22 protein-coding genes and 1 tRNA gene are annotated in these 15,989 nt (G+C 68.6%); 18 read left to right on the forward strand and 5 right to left on the reverse strand.

Annotated features, from left to right (window positions below; translation table 11 throughout):
• Position 1: 1 nt before the first annotated feature.
• The 17 genes from KPL78_RS19270 to KPL78_RS19340 all read left to right on the forward strand — a co-directional run bounded on the left by KPL78_RS19270 (position 2) and on the right by KPL78_RS19340 (position 6,769).
• The gene (locus tag KPL78_RS19270; protein WP_219764634.1) at positions 2 to 274 is read left to right on the forward strand and encodes a hypothetical protein; all 273 of its coding nucleotides are present in this window, start codon (positions 2 to 4) and stop codon (positions 272 to 274) included.
• Positions 264 to 581, forward strand: coding sequence for a hypothetical protein (locus tag KPL78_RS19275; RefSeq protein ID WP_219764635.1), 318 nt, complete (start codon positions 264 to 266; stop codon positions 579 to 581). Before KPL78_RS19270 ends, KPL78_RS19275 begins: the two co-directional genes overlap by 11 nt.
• The gene (locus KPL78_RS30320; RefSeq protein WP_255569227.1) at positions 578 to 700 is read left to right on the forward strand and encodes a hypothetical protein; all 123 of its coding nucleotides are present in this window, start codon (positions 578 to 580) and stop codon (positions 698 to 700) included. Before KPL78_RS19275 ends, KPL78_RS30320 begins: the two co-directional genes overlap by 4 nt.
• Positions 693 to 1,391, forward strand: coding sequence for a hypothetical protein (locus KPL78_RS19280; protein ID WP_255569228.1), 699 nt, complete (start codon positions 693 to 695; stop codon positions 1,389 to 1,391). Before KPL78_RS30320 ends, KPL78_RS19280 begins: the two co-directional genes overlap by 8 nt.
• Complete coding sequence (locus KPL78_RS19285) at positions 1,381 to 1,779, forward strand: hypothetical protein (RefSeq protein WP_219764636.1); 399 nt, start codon at positions 1,381 to 1,383, stop codon at positions 1,777 to 1,779. The genes KPL78_RS19280 and KPL78_RS19285 overlap by 11 nt, the downstream gene beginning before the upstream one ends.
• Positions 1,776 to 2,015: a hypothetical protein gene (locus KPL78_RS19290; protein ID WP_219764637.1), complete on the forward strand. Its 240-nt coding sequence runs from the start codon at positions 1,776 to 1,778 to the stop codon at positions 2,013 to 2,015. The genes KPL78_RS19285 and KPL78_RS19290 overlap by 4 nt, the downstream gene beginning before the upstream one ends.
• Positions 2,008 to 2,229 (forward strand): hypothetical protein, encoded by a 222-nt coding sequence (locus KPL78_RS19295; RefSeq protein ID WP_219764638.1) that lies wholly within the window; start codon positions 2,008 to 2,010, stop codon positions 2,227 to 2,229. The genes KPL78_RS19290 and KPL78_RS19295 overlap by 8 nt, the downstream gene beginning before the upstream one ends.
• The gene (locus tag KPL78_RS19300) at positions 2,216 to 2,470 is read left to right on the forward strand and encodes a hypothetical protein (RefSeq protein WP_219764639.1); all 255 of its coding nucleotides are present in this window, start codon (positions 2,216 to 2,218) and stop codon (positions 2,468 to 2,470) included. Before KPL78_RS19295 ends, KPL78_RS19300 begins: the two co-directional genes overlap by 14 nt.
• Positions 2,460 to 3,404, forward strand: a complete 945-nt coding sequence (locus KPL78_RS19305) for a phage Gp37/Gp68 family protein (protein WP_219764640.1) — start codon at positions 2,460 to 2,462, stop codon at positions 3,402 to 3,404. The genes KPL78_RS19300 and KPL78_RS19305 overlap by 11 nt, the downstream gene beginning before the upstream one ends.
• Complete coding sequence (locus tag KPL78_RS19310) at positions 3,401 to 3,703, forward strand: helix-turn-helix transcriptional regulator (RefSeq protein ID WP_219764641.1); 303 nt, start codon at positions 3,401 to 3,403, stop codon at positions 3,701 to 3,703. The genes KPL78_RS19305 and KPL78_RS19310 overlap by 4 nt, the downstream gene beginning before the upstream one ends.
• Before the next feature lie 75 nt (positions 3,704 to 3,778).
• The gene (locus tag KPL78_RS19315; protein ID WP_219764642.1) at positions 3,779 to 4,126 is read left to right on the forward strand and encodes a hypothetical protein; all 348 of its coding nucleotides are present in this window, start codon (positions 3,779 to 3,781) and stop codon (positions 4,124 to 4,126) included.
• Positions 4,119 to 4,469, forward strand: a complete 351-nt coding sequence (locus KPL78_RS19320; protein WP_219764643.1) for a DUF4326 domain-containing protein — start codon at positions 4,119 to 4,121, stop codon at positions 4,467 to 4,469. Before KPL78_RS19315 ends, KPL78_RS19320 begins: the two co-directional genes overlap by 8 nt.
• A gap of 157 nt (positions 4,470 to 4,626) precedes the next feature.
• A complete protein-coding gene (locus KPL78_RS30325) occupies positions 4,627 to 4,749 on the forward strand; it encodes a hypothetical protein (protein ID WP_255569229.1) in 123 nt (40 codons plus the stop codon).
• Positions 4,742 to 5,080, forward strand: a complete 339-nt coding sequence (locus KPL78_RS19325) for a helix-turn-helix transcriptional regulator (RefSeq protein ID WP_219764644.1) — start codon at positions 4,742 to 4,744, stop codon at positions 5,078 to 5,080. Before KPL78_RS30325 ends, KPL78_RS19325 begins: the two co-directional genes overlap by 8 nt.
• Positions 5,001 to 6,119 (forward strand): tyrosine-type recombinase/integrase, encoded by a 1,119-nt coding sequence (locus KPL78_RS19330; RefSeq protein ID WP_219764645.1) that lies wholly within the window; start codon positions 5,001 to 5,003, stop codon positions 6,117 to 6,119. Before KPL78_RS19325 ends, KPL78_RS19330 begins: the two co-directional genes overlap by 80 nt.
• Positions 6,120 to 6,135: 16 nt before the next feature.
• A tRNA-Gly gene (locus KPL78_RS19335) sits at positions 6,136 to 6,210 on the forward strand.
• A 286-nt stretch (positions 6,211 to 6,496) separates the two neighbouring features.
• Entirely contained in the window at positions 6,497 to 6,769 is a 273-nt protein-coding gene (locus KPL78_RS19340; RefSeq protein WP_219764646.1) for a hypothetical protein, read from the forward strand.
• A 305-nt stretch (positions 6,770 to 7,074) separates the two neighbouring features.
• Here the strand turns inward: KPL78_RS19340 and KPL78_RS19345 are convergent, their stop codons facing one another.
• Both KPL78_RS19345 and KPL78_RS19350 read right to left on the reverse strand, forming a co-directional pair.
• Positions 7,075 to 7,530 carry a hypothetical protein gene (locus KPL78_RS19345; protein WP_219764647.1) on the reverse strand — a complete coding sequence of 152 codons (456 nt, stop codon included), beginning with the start codon at positions 7,528 to 7,530 and terminating at the stop codon, positions 7,075 to 7,077.
• A gap of 119 nt (positions 7,531 to 7,649) precedes the next feature.
• Positions 7,650 to 7,826 carry a hypothetical protein gene (locus tag KPL78_RS19350; protein WP_219764648.1) on the reverse strand — a complete coding sequence of 59 codons (177 nt, stop codon included), beginning with the start codon at positions 7,824 to 7,826 and terminating at the stop codon, positions 7,650 to 7,652.
• 316 nt (positions 7,827 to 8,142) lie between these two features.
• Between KPL78_RS19350 and KPL78_RS19355 the strand changes: the two genes are divergently transcribed.
• A complete protein-coding gene (locus KPL78_RS19355; protein ID WP_219764649.1) occupies positions 8,143 to 10,617 on the forward strand; it encodes a DUF3141 domain-containing protein in 2,475 nt (824 codons plus the stop codon).
• A 218-nt stretch (positions 10,618 to 10,835) separates the two neighbouring features.
• On the opposite strand, the gene KPL78_RS19360 is transcribed toward KPL78_RS19355, so the two are convergent.
• The 3 genes from KPL78_RS19360 to KPL78_RS19370 all read right to left on the reverse strand — a co-directional run bounded on the left by KPL78_RS19360 (position 10,836) and on the right by KPL78_RS19370 (position 15,988).
• Positions 10,836 to 12,434, reverse strand: coding sequence for a calcium-binding protein (locus KPL78_RS19360; RefSeq protein ID WP_219764650.1), 1,599 nt, complete (start codon positions 12,432 to 12,434; stop codon positions 10,836 to 10,838).
• Between the two features lie 105 nt (positions 12,435 to 12,539).
• Positions 12,540 to 15,275 (reverse strand): ATP-binding response regulator, encoded by a 2,736-nt coding sequence (locus KPL78_RS19365; protein WP_219764651.1) that lies wholly within the window; start codon positions 15,273 to 15,275, stop codon positions 12,540 to 12,542.
• On the reverse strand, positions 15,272 to 15,988 hold the full coding sequence (locus KPL78_RS19370; RefSeq protein WP_219764652.1) for a response regulator transcription factor: 717 nt from the start codon (positions 15,986 to 15,988) through the stop codon (positions 15,272 to 15,274). Before KPL78_RS19370 ends, KPL78_RS19365 begins: the two co-directional genes overlap by 4 nt.
• Position 15,989: the final 1 nt, after the last annotated feature.

Here is a 15,989-nt window from a genome sequence, read left to right on the forward strand (position 1 = left end):
CATGCCGCCGACCCTATACGGCGCGATGGATGCGCCGTTGACCGAACTGATGCGCGCCGCGGTGCTGCTCGGCGACGAGCCAGGCCTGCGCGCGGTGCAGGAACGCATCGTCGCGTCGGTCCAGGTGCTGGAGGCGGTGCGCATCGGCATCGCCGCGAGGGAAGGCGTGGCGCTGTGCCCGCCGCCGGCGGCGGTTTCTCCGATCGCGACGGTGATCAGCCTGGACCAGCGGCGGGCGACACGCGCAGCCCGAGGGGGCAGCGATGGGCGCTGAGGTGGATACGTCGCGCGACGTGCTGGTTGGGAAGATGGCCTCCGGCATGAGGACGCGTTTGTCGGTGAACGTGCTGCGTCATGCCCCGCAAGTAGGACACGGATGGCTCAATGAGCTGAGTGTTGCGCTGGCGGAGGACGCGCTTGCCGTCGTGGCAGAGGAGATGCGGGAGCCGAGCGAGGCAATGAAGAAGGCGGCTATCGCCGCGTTCAATTCTGTTCCACTCGATGACAGGAAAAATTCGACCGCCATCGCCGCTGAGATCAAAGCCGCCATCGCCGCCTCTCCGCTGGGAGGCGAGCCGTGACCATCAGCATCTTCGAGGTATGGGCGGCGATGGCGCTGGTTGTCGCGCTGCTGTGGCTGCTGCTGCGCGGGCTGGGCAACGTGCTGATGTGGTGGGCGGGGGATGATGATCATGACTGACCGCCCGATCATTTTCTCCGCGCCAATGGTGCGCGCGCTGCTCGACGGGCGGAAGACCATGACACGCCGGCTGGCGTGGGGTGATCCGTTCCCCGTGCCTGAAGAATCCTCCAACGGTTGGCGGGCAGACGGGTGCAAGGTTTCCGGAGCCGATGACACCGGAACCTGTGTCTGTTGGCACCCCTCGCCCTGGCAGCGCGTGCAGGCTGGGGATCGGCTGTGGGTGAAGGAGTCGTATTTCCAGTTTGGGCATTGGGAGCCCGTTCCGGGGGCACTGACACGCAAGGGGCGGCGCCAGAAGTGGCGCTTCGTTGCACGGGACAGCGTTATCCGCTTCGACGGGCCGGCGGAGTATCGAACGGGGCGCCATGCCGCCGATCCGGCAACCCACGCGTGGCATCTCCGCATGGGGCGCTTCATGCCCAGGGCCGCGTCGCGCCTGACGCTGACCGTGACGGCGGTGCGGGTGGAGCGGTTGCAAGAGATCAGCGCGGGGAACGCGATCCGCGAGGGCATCGCATATCCCCCGACTGGGATGACGTTGGACGAGGCCTGCGAATATGGGGTCGATCCACGCGGTGAGTTCCGGACGCTCTGGAACAGCCTCCACGGCCCAGAGGCCTGGGCCGCAAATCCAGAGGTCGTCGCCCTGACCTTCACCGTCGAGCGGAGGAACATTGATGCCCGCTGACCGCCTGACAGCCGAGACCGCGCGAGTGGGACAGAAGGTCACGAACACGATCGGTTCAGATACACTGCCTCTCGGCGATTACACGATCGCCAGAGTGACAGGCGCCGGCATCGTGCTTGTCGAAGAACCGGAGTGGGTTTGGTTTCCATCCCGCTTCATCCCCGCCGACCCCGATCCCGCGCCGTCATGGGCGACGGAGGATCTGAGGGCGGCGCTGGTGGAGTGGACGCGCATTGCGATCGCCGAGGGCGTCGGACAGCAGCGCACTGCGCGGTGGCGCATCGCAACAGTCGCTTTATTCGACGCCATCGAAGCATCCGGCCTTCTCCCCACCCCGCCCAGCACGACCGCGCGCGAGGCGACGCTCGACTGTAGGTGGTGGCAATGACCCCCATCCGCGAGGCCGTGGCGCAGGCGATCACGCTAGCCGCCACGCAGACTATCGGCATTCAGCCTGCTGTTTTTGCCGACGCCGCCCTGGCCGTCATCCGCGAGCGCCTGCTGGCCCCCACGCCGGAGATGATCACCGCGGCGGTGCACGCGCGCGAGGAAACCGGCCTGACCAGCGCGGCTATCAAGGCGGCCGTGGTCGTGGCGCTTGGTGATGGAGGGAAGGATGAGTGAGGTGAAGCTGAAGCCGCTGGTCGCATGGGCAGCGTTTATGCGCGGCGGACAGGCCATCGCCTGGACCATTCGCATGACCCGCAAGGACTGCATCAGCGCGGCTACGGCAGAGTCCCGAGGCCGATACACGTGGGACCAACTCCGCAAGCGAGGCTGGCGCGCAGCAAAGGTCCGCATCACCGAGATCGAAGGGGGCAGCGATGGAAAAGAATGACGGCGGGCCGGCGTTTCCAGTTCCGAATATTGATGACGATGGACGGTCGTGGCAACCGAAGGGCGGCATGTCCCTGCGCGACTGGATCGCTGGGCAGGCGCTGAACGGCATGCTGGCGCACGCCACGCGTTATCGTCCACGGGTCGGAGCCTCAAGAAACTGGCACGAAGCAATCGCTGAAGAGGCGTACGAGATCGCCGACGCCATGCTCGCAGCCCGAGGAGGTAGCGATGGGCGCTGACACCAGCATCGAATGGACGGTCCACTCGTTCAACCCCTGGTCCGGCTGCCAGGCGGTGAGCCCCGCCTGCGACCACTGCTATGCCGAGGCGCAGGCGAAGCGCCAGCCGAAGACCTGGGGTGGCTGGGGGCCGCACGCCGAGCGCAAGCGCACCAGCGAGAGCTACTGGCGCCAGCCGCTGAAATGGAACAGCGAGGCGCGGAAGGCGGGCACACGGCCGCGCGTGTTCTGCGCCTCCATGGCTGATGTGTTCGACAACGCGGTTCCGGCCGAATGGCGGGCCGATCTCTGGGCGCTGATCGCCGAGACGCCGCACCTCGATTGGCTGCTCCTGACGAAGCGGCCCCAGAACATCCGGCCCATGATGATTGCCGCGAGGCGAGCGGTGCTCAGGGCAGACGTGGCCGAGGATCATGTGACCTGGCCCTGGCCGAACGTCTGGCTCGGCACGACGGTCGAGAACCAGGCCGAGGCCGATCGGCGCATCCCGCACCTGCTCGCGGTGCCGGCGGCCAAGCGGTTCCTGTCGTGCGAGCCGTTGCTCGGGCCGGTGGACCTACAGGCCTGCAAGGCATGGCGGGACTGCAACATCCCCGAGTATGGCGGCCCGGGGCATGAATTCGTGTCGGTCCTCCACGGCCTCGACTGGATCATCGCCGGCGGCGAGAGCGGCCCGCACGCGCGGCCCTCGCACCCGGACTGGTTCCGCAGCCTGCGCGACCAGTGCCAGGCCGCCCGCGTGCCGTATTTCCACAAGCAGAACGGTGAATGGGTCTCTGTCAGCGAGGTCGAAGGCGCCGGTCCGCACCACCACTTCCCCGACGGCGCGACGGTCCGCCGCGTCGGCAAGAAGGCGGCCGGCGCCTCCCTGGACGGCCGCGAATGGCGGGAAGTGCCGGAATCCCGCGCTGTCGGGGAGGAGCGGCAGGGATGAGCGCCGAAACCATGGAAGACGGAAAGGTGGTGCCTGCCATCATCATCGAGAGCGGCGGTCTGCTCACGAAGCACAGCGTGTCGGCAGTCGCGCGCGCGCTCGGCATCCCCGCAGACACCCTCGCCGGCCTGCGTTCTGGCAAGTTGGTGACGATCAACAGGCAAGCGCTTCACGATGCTGTCTGTGACCTGAGCGAACACACCGAACCTTACGGGCGCATGGCGATCGAGAATGCATATCGAAAGATCCAAGCCATGCTCGCCGCCGCGCCCGCGCCGAAGGGAGGGAAGGATGACTAAGTCCGCCCCCGCGCCGTGCCCGCAGTGCGGTGCCGCAGTGTTCGTCCGCCCTGACTGGACGCAGGACTGCTCCCGTTGCCTCTGGCGCTGGCTGCCTCCGTCGAAGAGGCCGATCATCATCCGAAACTCAGCCATCGAAATCAGGACATGCACGTCATGACCGCCAAGCGCGCCGCGCTGCTGGCGCTGGTGACAAAGCCGAGCGTCACGCCTGCATGGCAGACATACGACCTCACGGTCGACGAGCACAGGGAGGCCGCAGCAACCTACCGCATGGTTGAGCGGCGGTGCCGTGACGCAGCAGCCAACGATCCGAGCGCCGCCGAGGCCGTGCCGTGGTTTGCCGAGCGTGCAGACTGGCATTCTCGCCAGGCCATGACTTCCGCCCTGCGCGCTCTCGCTGCGGAGGCTGGGGATGGGTGACGCCCCGCGCCGCATCCAGCTTCGCCGCATCAAGGGCTGGTGCATGCCGGCCGGCGCCATCTCCGTCTCCCGCCCATCGATATGGGGCAATCCGTGGAAGGTCGAGCACATCCAGGGCGTTGGCTGGTGCGTCACCAACACGCGCACCAACATCATCACCCCGGAGGACGGTCCGACCGAGGCGCACGCCCTCGCCGTCTCACGCTTCCGCGCCGACCTGGTCAACCAGCCTGACCTGGTAGAGGAGGCCCGCGGCAAGCTCCGCGGCCACGACCTCGGCTGCTGGTGCCCCATCGGCATGCCCTGCCACGCCGATGTGTGGATCGAGATCGCCAATGCATGAGCCCCTCGCGATCGATACCGATCACTGGCGGTCACGCTGGCTACAGTTTCGCGGCAGCGGAGACCTGCACCGGGTATCAGCCATCAGGTGGGACGCCTCGGATGAGATGATCGCCGGTACCGGCACTACCGTGTGCGGCGCTCACGGAAGGCTGTGCATGCCTGGGCTGTTCTCCCGCACCGGCGCGCCGCGCTGCCCGGCATGCTGCGCCGCGCTTGGCATCCCGTTCGGCGATGGCGCGCCGCTCAATACGCTGGAGGGGGAGGCAGCCGATGCCTGATCCCGCCGGCATGCCATACTGGCCTCGGGCGCTGCGGGAGCATCTCGCGGCGCAATACTGCGGCCTGTCGGCGACGACATTCCGGCAGGTGGTGATGCCTTCGGTCGCCCCGGTGCAATTGACGGCCGGACGCATTGCGTGGCTGCGCGAGGATCTGGACGCTTGGCTTGACCGCCTGAAGCCCTCGGCCCGCGCCGCCGTTGTTGACGGAACGCCCGCCGACGACAACGCTGCGCCGACGGAGCCACCGCATGCCAGAAACCCCATCGCCGCCGGGCTCGCCAACCTCCCGCCCCCGCGGCGTAAGACCCGTCCGAACGCGCCGCGCTGACGGCACCGAGGTTACATACTGGTATTGCCGCCTGACCGGCACGCGGCTTCCCGACATCAGCGATCCCGATTTCGCCGCGGCCGTTGCCAGGGCGCGGAAGCTGCCGCAGCCCAAGCACGAAGCCGGCACGATCGGCGCCCTGTTGGTCGATTGGCGCGCATCGCATGAATGGGCCGTGACATCGGCCAGCACGAAGGAGAGCCGCAATCGCTATCTGAGCGCCGTGGAGGTGCCGGAATACCTGACCCGCCAGGCCGTGGACCTCTCGCCGGCCGAGTTCCGGAAGCTGCGCGCGGATCTTCTCGACATGCGGGATGCCATCGCGCGCGACCGCGGCGTCGGCGCGGCAACGGTGTTCGGCCAGGCTGTCGGGTCTCTGTTCGCCTGGGCCGTGGATCGTGGGCGCATGGCCGCGTCCCCGATGACCAGGCTGAAGGCGTTGGGCGGCGGTCACATCCCGGCCTGGCCGGAGGCCGATGCGCTGCACGCCATGCAGAAATGGCCGGAGCCCCTGCGCCGCGCTGTCGTGCTCAACTACCACCTGGGGCAACGCAGAGGCGACCTGACGACGCTTCGCTGGACAGCCTACGACCCGCAGCGCGGAATCATCACCCTGATGCCCGAGAAGACGCGGCGGAAGCGTGAGGCGACGGGCAAGGGGCCGCTTCGCCTGATCGTGTCATCCGACCTGGCATGGGAGCTGCGGCGCTGGCGCGAGGAAGCGCCCGACGCCGAGTTCATCCTGACGCGGCCAGGCGGCAAGCCGTGGACCAAGGGCGCCCTGTCCATGGCTGTGCGCGAGCAACTGCAGAAGGAAGGCTGGGACACGAAGCGCGGCCTGCACGGGCTGCGCCGGCTGCGCGCCCAGATGCTGCGGGAGGCCGGGAACAGCGACGGAGAGATCGGTGCCGCGCAGGGCTGGGATAGCGCCCGGACCGTCAGGCTGTATACTGAGGGTGCGGACCAGGAGCGTATGGCCCGCGCCGCCCTTGACCGCCTGGAAAAAGCTATGGCAAAAGGTGGCAAATCTGGTTGCTAAGTAATTGATTCTGAACGCGGGCGTAGTTCAGAGGTAGAACGTCAGCTTCCCAAGCTGAATGTCGTGGGTTCGATTCCCATCGCCCGCTCCAGATCTCCCGGGTTTTCGCTGTGGTCGTTCGAGTCACCGGGCGGCACAGGCCGGCCGGCAGCACATGCGGCGATCCGCCCCGCCTCCATTGCGCGGCACGAGCTTTCGCGAAGCTGCCCGCATCACCATATAACTTCTGCTGACTGACAGGATCAGTGATCACCGGCAGCAAAGACTGCCGTGCGATCGCGGCCTATCTCACAAAATGGACCTACTTTGCCCGGACGGATCGCCGTCCTGGGTGAGCTGATGGCGACTTCAACGCCATGGAGGATGAGAGGCATCCGATGTCGACGTTCCGTCTCACGGACGAGGAGCGCGCAGCCGTCCACATACTCGCACCCCATGCGCTCCTGGGAGAATTCCTCAATGGCGACACGGAGGTATGCTGCCAGCTCGATCGCCTGCGGGCGGCGATCGACCGGGTCGCCGCGTCCCCGAACGGCCTTGTCGCAGGGAGCGACCTGCAGAAGTTTCTCCAATTCGCGAAGGCGCCCCACGCCAAGACGGCGATGGACGCCTCGACGCTGCTGACGCGCCGCCTTGCGCGGGAGCTGTGACCATAGGTGCGGTCCCGGTTTTGTCGTCTGGCTCGACAAGGGTGCAGGGTGAAGCAGCAGAGGTGCTCGCACCCCGACATCCGGCGGGGAAGGCCCGCGTTGAGCGCAGGCCCAGCCAGGAACCGGGCAGTGTCGCTGACGGCGGCACCCGGCGCCGACGGATTGGGCCGCAGCTGCCGTCATCTCCCATGGCGCTGCGGGTGGCACCGAGTTGCATCGCATCTACCGCAATGCGGCATGAGGTATCTGCCAACCAATGTGGCGTACCCCCGCAGGGGCGGAATGCCACACTGACTGGCTGATCTTCAGCGCGCGGCCAGCGTCAGGTCGATCTGCCGCATCGCTTCCGCCCCGTCGCGTCGCTGCAGTGCCTCCCGCGCCGCCGTGATCTGCAGCGCGCGTTCGCCGCGCATCGGTTCCGCGGCGAGCGCCGCCGGTGTGCTCCTGCTCAGGATCCGCGTCTGCGCGCGTTCGAGGAACTCGTTCGCCGCGCCCATGTCGCCCGCTCGCATAGCGGCCTGCGCCTGCACCAGCCACTGGCGGGCATCCATCCAGTCGCCATCGCGCGTATCGGCAACGGCGGCCTCACGATTCTGGTTGGGCACATAGGGCGTCGAGGGGTTGGCCCGTTGCTGCTGTTGCATCTCAGTGATGGCGGCATCACCGGCAGGGGATTTGGGCGCCTGCTGTGCGAGGACCGGGGCGCTGCATAACAGGATCCCGACGCCCGCGGCATGGACCGTGCGAATGGAAATGCGCATGTGATTTCCTCGGTCATGCCGGCCAGCGCCTTGCAGGACCAATGATGAGCTCACGCCCGAAATCGAGCGAACAGATACTGAACGCGCCGGCGTTGACAAAGTTGCGGCTGGCGCGCCTCTCACCGCCCCTTCGGATGGCGGGGCTTCGCCGCGCTTCGCCAGGCACGCACCCAGAAATTGCTGACTTCCTTGGCAGCCGCGGCACTCGCCGCCGCCTGTTGCCGGCGCGCGGCGGCCATCACCAGGCCACGGCCGGTATTGGCGACACGGTTCGCTGCGCCGAGCCAGAGGCTCATGAAGGGATTCCGGGGCGTTCGTAGCATGGCGGGCACTGCCTTCCGTTGAGCGGATGGGTGCTGAACGACAATACGGGCTGCGCGTTGCCTCGGCGGCATATCATCTTTCCGCACCAACGCGCCGACGCCCCTGAGAGGCCGGCCTATGGCCGTCTTGCGTCCGCGCGGGCGATACGGCGCGCACGCCGTTCGCGGGGGCTACCGCTCTTCATCGAAATGTCGCGACCAAACCCCCGCCGCGGCGGGCATAGCGTCCTCAGCGACCGCCGTCGGGCAAGCGCCCGATCGCACCCGATCGGCCAGAGAAGAGGACACCATGTCGACATCTTCCCCATCGACCAACGCCTTCATGGATATGCTCACGCGGCTGGCCAAGGCCGCGACCCCGGGCCCCAAGGCGATCGAGGGGCTTGGCCTCGAGCGCAAGGGCGGTGCGATGAAGCAGCGCCTGGGTGAGGCCGCCGCGCTCGGCCAGTCGCTCGGCGGGTTGTCGGCCGCGCATCTGCAGACCCTCAGCCGGACCTATGGCGGTTCCGGCCGGCAGATCGGCGAGACCTTCCAGGAGATCTGGGGCGACGCCAAGGCGCCGGCCGAGACGATGCAGGCCTTCGGTGACTACCTGACCGATGCGGCGCAGCGCAGCGTCCTGTTCCTCGACGTGATGCGCCAGGTCGGCAACACCTCGGTCGAGCGAGCCCGCGACGGCGGCGATCCGGTGCTGGTCTACGAGTATGCGATGATCACCGACGGGCGCAGCTTCGACCGCCCGGTGAACTACGCGCTGGTCCACATCCTGCCGCCGGCGGGGGTCGAGGTCGATCCGACGCTGCGCCCCTACATCATCATCGATCCGCGCGCCGGCCATGGTGCCGGCATCGGCGGCTTCAAGTCCGACAGCCAGGTCGGCGTGGCGCTGGCGCATGGGCATTCGGTGTACTTCACCATCTTCTTCCAGCAGCCCGAGCCCGGCCAGACGCTGGCCGATGTCTGCGCCGCCGAAGGCCGCTTCGTGCGCGACGTCGCGCTGCGGCATCCGAACGCGCCGCGCCCCGTCGTGATCGGCAATTGCCAGGGCGGCTGGGCGGCGATGCTGCTCGCGGCGTCCAACCCGCATGTCACGGGCCCCGTGGTCATCAACGGCGCGCCGATGAGCTACTGGGCCGGCGTGCGCGGCAAGAACCCCATGCGCTACCTTGGCGGCATGGTCGGCGGCGCGCTGCCGGCGCTGCTGATGTCCGACCTCGGCAACGGCAAGTTCGACGGCGCCAACCTCGTGCTGAACTTCGAGGCCGGCAACCCCGGCAACACGTGGTGGGGCAAGTACTACAACGTGTTCGCCAACGCCGACACCGAGGCCGAGCGCTTCATCGGCTTCGAGCGCTGGTGGTCGACCTTCTTCTTCATGAACGAGGCGGAGATCCGTTGGATCGTCGAGAACCTGTTCATCGGCAACAAGCTCCAGCACGGCAATGCGGTGCTCGGCCGGCGCGGGGCGATCGACCTCAAGCAGATCCGGGCGCCGATCATCGTCTTTGCCAGCAAGGGTGACGACATCACGCCGCCGCAGCAGGCGCTGAACTGGATCCCCAAGGTCTATGGCAATGAACGCGAGATCCGCGCCCGCGGCCAGCGCATCATCTACATGGTGCATGACAGCATCGGGCATCTCGGCATCTTCGTCTCGGCCAAGGTGGCGACGAAGGAACACGACCAGATCGTCAACACCCTCGGCATGATCGAGGCGCTGGCGCCGGGCCTGTATGAGATGCGCATCGAGCAGCAGATCGGCGAGGGCATCGACGCGCGCTTCGTGGTGTCCTTCCAGGAACGCACCATCGCCGACCTGCGGGCGCTCGACGACGGCGACACCGATGAATCGCCCTTCGCGCTGGTCGACCGGGTGTCGCGGGTCGGCGTCGATCTCTACGAGCTGACGGCGCGCCCCTTCGTGCAGGCGATGGTCACGCCGGCCTCGGCCGACATGATGGTGCAGATGAACCCGATGCGGCTGCGCCGCCGCGTCCTGTCGGACGCCAACCCCGTGATGCCGGCGGTGGGCACACTGGCCGATCAGGTGCGCGCGGCGCGCAAGCCGGTGGCACGGACCAATCCGTTCTTCCGGACGGAGAAGCTGTTCGCCTCCATGGTCGAGCAGACGATGACCTTCTGGAGCGATGTCCGCTCCGCGCAGCAGGAACTCGCCTTCTTCTCGATCTATGGCAACCCGTTCCTGCGCGCACTGTCGCAGGGCCGCGGGCAGGATGACCAGGCGTCGCAGACGAACCCGAATTTCGGGGAGACGCTGTACGAGATGCCGGATGTCGAGGCCGCGCTCCAGAAGATCGGCCAGGGCGGCTTCGCCGAGGCGGTGATCCGGATGCTGGTGCTGATGGCGCGCTCGCGCGGTGCGGTGCGCGAATCCCGGCTGCACCGGTCGAACGAGATCCTGCATTCGACCCCGCCCTTCGACACGATGGACGAAGCGCATCGCACCCAGATCATCCACCAGCAGACCCTGGCGGTGGATTTCGAGCCCGAGGCGGCGATCCTCGCCCTGCCGGCCCTGCTGCCGAATGCCGAGGATCGCGTCCGCGCGTTGCGGCTGGTCGAGGACATCGCCGGCGACCCGGCGGAGATGAGTGAGCCGACGGTCCGGATGCTGGCCCGCCTGCGCGAGATCCTGGCCGTCGCGAAGGACGGGCCGAAGGACGAGGAGCCCGCGGAAGAGAAGGCCGCGGAGGAGAAGCCGAAGGCCTCGCGCGCCAGGCCACAGCGCGTGCCGGGCGAGTGAGGCGCCCGAGCAGGGCCTGGCCAGGCAAAGTCATCTGATCGGGCAACACGGCATGAGGGCGGCCCTGTCGCGACCGGCGGTTCCTTCCGCTTGCTGCGAGGGCCGCACCGATCCCCTGATCGCCCGCCGGCGGGCACCCATGATCCAGGCCCGCGGCCCGGATGAGGGTGCCCGCCGCCCGACCTGCCCTGACATGGGCGCAGGGCCGGTGCGTTCCGTCAGAAGACGATGTCCGCCCCGGTGATGCCGAGCGGCATGACGAGTTCCACCGAGAAGTCCCAGTTGCCGTCGCCGTTCACGTCGCCCTGCACCAGCATGTTGAAGCCGGTGGACTGGGTGATGGCGAGGTCGCCGGCGCTGGCGAAGATCTCGTGGCCCGTGACCAGGTGGAAGGCCTGGTTGCCGGCCAACGTCGTATCAGCGTCGATGGAGGACAGATCCAGCTTGTCCGTGCCGCCGACGAAGCCATAGACCTTGTCGCGCGCCGCCGCCGTGCTGTCGGCCACGCTGCCGAAGAAGAACGTGTCCGCGCCATTCCCGCCGACCATCACATCGGCGCCGACGCCGCCGGTAAGCTTGTCGTCGCCGTCGCCGCCACGGATCGTATCGTTCCCTGCGCCGCCATACATCAGATCAGTGCCGGCCCCGCCATCGAGGGAGTCGTTGCCGTCCTCGCCATACATCAGATCCATGTCGGCGCCGCCGAGCATGGTATCAGCGCCGAGGCCGCCATAGAGCCAGTCCGCCCCGGCCCCGCCTTCCAGCTTGTCGTTGCCGGCATCGCCATAGAGCCGGTCATTGCCGCCGTTGCCGATCAGCCGGTCGTCGCCCGCACCGCCTTCCAGCACATCGGCCTGGGCCCCGCCGGTGATGACATTGGCCAGGCTGTTCCCGGTGCCGCCGAAATTGCCCGTGCCGGAATAGGTCAGGTTCTCGACGCTCGCACCAAGGGTGTAGAGGCCCAGGCTCGTGCGGACCTCGTCGGTGCCGGCATTGCTGTATTCGACGACCGTGTCGCCGGTGCTCTCAACGATGTAGGTGTCGTTGCCGGTGCCGCCGACCATGCGGTCGGAATTCGCGCCACCATCCAGCAGGTCGTTCCCGGCGCCGCCGTCCAGCGTATCGTAGCCCGCATCGCCGCGCAGGGTGTCGTTGCCGTTTTCGCCCAGCAGGCGGTCATTGTCGTTGCCGCCCGACAGGCTGTCATGGCCCTCGCCGCCGTTCAGCGTATCCGCCCCCGCGCCGCCGCGCAGGCTGTCATTGCCGCCGAAGCCGTACAGCTCGTCCTTGCCGCCATTGCCGGTGATGACGTTGTCGAGCTTGTTGCCGTTCAGCGTCGCCGACCGGTTGTTCTGCGCGACCAGGTTCTCGATGTTGTCGCCGAGCGTGTAGGTGTCGAGGATGAGGCCGTTGTTGAAGTAGATGGTGTCCGTGCCCTCGCCGGCGGCCTCAGTAATCACGGTCCAGTTCTCGACATTGCGATAGGTGTCGTTGCCGGTGCCGCCCCAGGCAACCTCGCCGACCATGCCGCTGAAGAAGAAGGTGTCGTTGCCCTCGCGGCCATAGACGTTGTTGAGGCCGAGGCCGAGGATGAAGCGGTCGTCGCCGGCGCCGCCATCGATCCAGTTGGTGCCCTGGCCGCTGTAGATCGTGTCGTTGCCCTCGCCGCCGAAGATCTCGTCGCCGACCGGGGCGAGCAGATCGTAGGACTGCGCGTAGATCACATCGTTGCCGGCCTTGCCGTAGATGATGTCCGACAGGACCGTGCCGTAGAGCTTGTTGTCACCGTCATTGCCGACGATCGGAATGATACCCATCTGCGTCACCTTTCCTTCTCAGCAGCGGCATCGCTGCGGTGACGCGGGTATCGGCGGGCTGTGTTGCGGGACGGTCTCGCGGCGACGAGGCGCGGGTGATTCAGGTCACCGGCGCCGGGCCTCGACGATCGGCGCGATCGCTTCGCGCAGCTCGGCGGGGCCGAATGGCTTCTCAAGCACCACCGCGCCTTCGGCCTCGCCCCCGCGCGCGATGGCCACGGGACCCTGCACGGTGTCGCCCGTCATGATGACCACGCGCGCCGCCCAGCCGGGATCGATCGCGACCAGTGCGCGCCGCAGCGCCGCGCCGTCCAGGCCAGGCATGCGCAGATCGGCGATGACGCCGTCGTAGTCTCCCTCCTGCGCCAGCTCCAGCGCCACACCCGGACTCGGCGCGATGACGGCGTCGTGGCCCAGCCCCTGCAGCATCTCGGCGAGCGAGGCGGCGAGATCCGGCTCGTCATCCACCAGCAGGAAGGACAGGCCGCTGGCGCGCGGCGGCGCCGGCGGGGCGGCCTCGGCTTCGCCGTCGATCGCGCGCAGCCGCACCCGGAAGCACGCGCCGCCGCCCGCGGCCTGCAGCAAGGCGATGCTGCCGCCATGCGCCTCCACCACGGTGCGACAGATGGACAGGCCGATGCCCGTGCCGGCCCCCGAAGGCTTGGTGGTGAAATAGGGATCGAAGATGCGCGCCGCGACGGCCGCCGGCACGCCGGGACCATTGTCCGCGACCTCCAGCGCCACCCAGCGCGCGCCGTCTTCCTCGATGCTGCGCGTCGTCACCGTGATGCACCGCGGCTCCGGCTGCTCGGCCAGCGCCTGCTGCGCATTGATCAGCAGGTTCGCCACCACCTGGCCCATCATGTCGCGATCGAGCTCGGCCAGCGGCAGCGCGGGATCGAGCGCCATCGTCACGGCGATGCCCGAACTGCGCGCGCCATAGGCGGTCATCTCGGCCGCCGCCCGCACCGCCTCGTTCAGCGAGGCCGGCACGCGCTCGGGCGGCTTCTGCCGTGCCATGGCGAGGAAGCTCTTCACGATGCGCCCGGCCCGCTCGGCTGCGGCGTGGATGCGCTCGGCGCGGCGTTGCAGGTCCGGCGTGCCCGCCTTCTCGCGCAGCAGCGTCGATTGCGCGACCAGGATGGCAAGCGGGTTGTTCAATTCATGCGCCACGCCGGCGAGCAGCGAGCCCATGGCGGACAGCTTCTCGATCTGGTGGATGCGCGCCTGCTGCGTCTCGATCTCGCGCGCCGCTTCCTGCTGCGGCGTCAGGTCGCGCGCATAGGCGGCGAAGCTGTCCTGCCCGGCGACCGAGACGTGATGGATCGCAAGCTCCACCGGAAAGCGTGACCCGTCGGCACGCATCGCCTCCAACTCCAGTCGCCGGCCGAGCACCGTCGCCGCGCGCGTGCGGCGGAAGCGTTCCATGCCAGATTCATGAGCGGCGCGCGTTTCCGGCGGAACGATCAATTCGCCGATGCGCCGGCCGATCGCGTCGTCCGAGCGATAGCCGAAGATCCTCTCGGCACCGGGGTTGAAGGCGACGACGCGCCCCTCCCCATCGGCGATAATGACCGCATCGAGCGCCACATCGACGACGGCGGCCTTCAGCGTCTCGGCGAGCTGCCGTTGCAGCGTCATCGCACGCTGCTCCCGTACCGCCGCCTCCAGCCGGGTGAACCAGGGCCGCCAGGGCGCGGGCACGGTCGGCGGCGGCACGGGCTCGGGCGAATCCGCGAGGCGCTTCGCATAGTCGGCCAGGCCCGCCGCCGGCCGCAGGAATTGCTGCAGCATGGCGAAGAACAGCAGGCCAAGGCCCGCCAGCACGACCCCCGCCAGGATCAGATAGGGCACCACATCCGCCAGCGCCTGCCGCCGCACCGCGGCGGCGTCGAGGCTGTGCACCAGCACCCAGGGCGTGCCGGCGACCGGCAGGGCGATCATCCAGGCGGGACCGGCCCGTACCCAGCCGGCCTCGGGCACCGGCGGCGGGCCGCCGAGCAGGCTCTGCGCGGCGCGCATCTCCCCCGCGATACGCCCTTCCGCATCCGCCACCGCCATGTCCTTCTGGTCGATGACGACGAACCGGCCGCCGCCGGTGCGCCGGGCGAGCATATCGGACAACGAGGAGACCAGCAGGTCGGCGCCGGTCAGCGCCTGGAACTGCCCATCGGCATCGACCGGCACGGCATGGGAGACCATCAGCCCGGCACCGCCGGCATCGACATAAACCGGCGTCCAGTATCCCGTGCGGTCCGGGTTGCGCTGCGGCAGCGCCCCCAGCGCCACGTCATACTCCCACCAACCGAGGAAAGCCCGCTGCGCCGCCTCCATCTCCGCCTCCCCCAGGATCGTCGGCGGATCCAGCCAGGGATAGACGCTCACGAAGTCCCGCCCCGCATCGAAGACGTAGGTCCAGCGCAGTTCCGGCATCACCTCCCGCAACACGCGCTGCAAGGGGTAGAGCGCCTGCGCTGCCGCCATGCGCCGCCGCGCCTGCGGGTTGTGCGGCGCTGTGGGCAGGCTCAGCGTCACCCCACGCGTCGGGCCCGGATCGGTCTGCGGGCCGAGGCTGCCCGGCTCCGCCGCATCGGGACGGCCCGCCAGAGCCATGAGGAACGCGTTGCGCAGCAGCCGGACCTGGAGATCAACGATCTGGACCACCTGCTCCAGGGCGGCGCGCCCGGCCTCGGCGCTGGCGCGCGCCTGCTCCAGCGCGTCCTCCCGCGCCGTGCGGTAGGCATAGGTACCGAGCCCCGCCAGCAGCAGCAGTGTCGCGGTGCCGCCACACGCCAGCAGCAGCAGGAAACGCCGGATGATCGGCCGGGCCGTGGCGATCATGCCGCCGGCCCAGGGACGAACATGTAGCCCTCGCCGCGGATGGTGCGGATCGCCTCCCCCGCACCGCCCCGCAGCTTCGCCCGCAGCCGCGCGACGCGCACATCGATGGCGCGGGCGGACCCGTCGCCCCGCTCCTCCCCCGTCAGGTCCAGCAGTTGCGTTCGGCTGAGGATGCGGTTTGGCCGCGTGGCAAGAACGCCGAGCAGCGCGGCCTCCGCCGCGGTCAACGTGACCGCCTGGCCGGAGGGGTCGGTCAGCCGGTGGCTCGCCAGGTCGAAGCGGAAGCCACCGATGCGGATGGGCGGCTGCGCCGCAGCCGGCGCGCCGATCGGTGCGGCGACCTCTTCCGGCAGGCGGCGCAGCACGCCCTGGATGCGCGCATGCAACTCCCGCAGGTCATAGGGCTTCACGACGTAGTCGTCGGCGCCGAGTTCCAGCCCCGCCACCCGGTCCTTCGGCGCCCCGGCCGAGGTCGCGAAGATGATCCCGGGCCGTTCCCCCCGCGCTCGCAGCCAGCGGCCAAGAGCGAGCCCATCCTCGCCCGGCATGACGATGTCGAGCACCGCGACGTCGATCCTCTCCCGCTCCACCAGCGCCCGCATCGCCGCCGCATCGGCCGCGGGCAGCACCCGCAGGCCGCGATCCTCGAGATACTCCGCGACGGCCTCGCGCAGGTGCTCCTCGTCATCGACGATGGCGATGGTTGACGACATG

The sequence above is a fragment of the Roseomonas alba genome, assembly GCF_019430885.1.
GTDB classification, from domain to species: Bacteria; Pseudomonadota; Alphaproteobacteria; order Acetobacterales; family Acetobacteraceae; genus Neoroseomonas; species Neoroseomonas alba.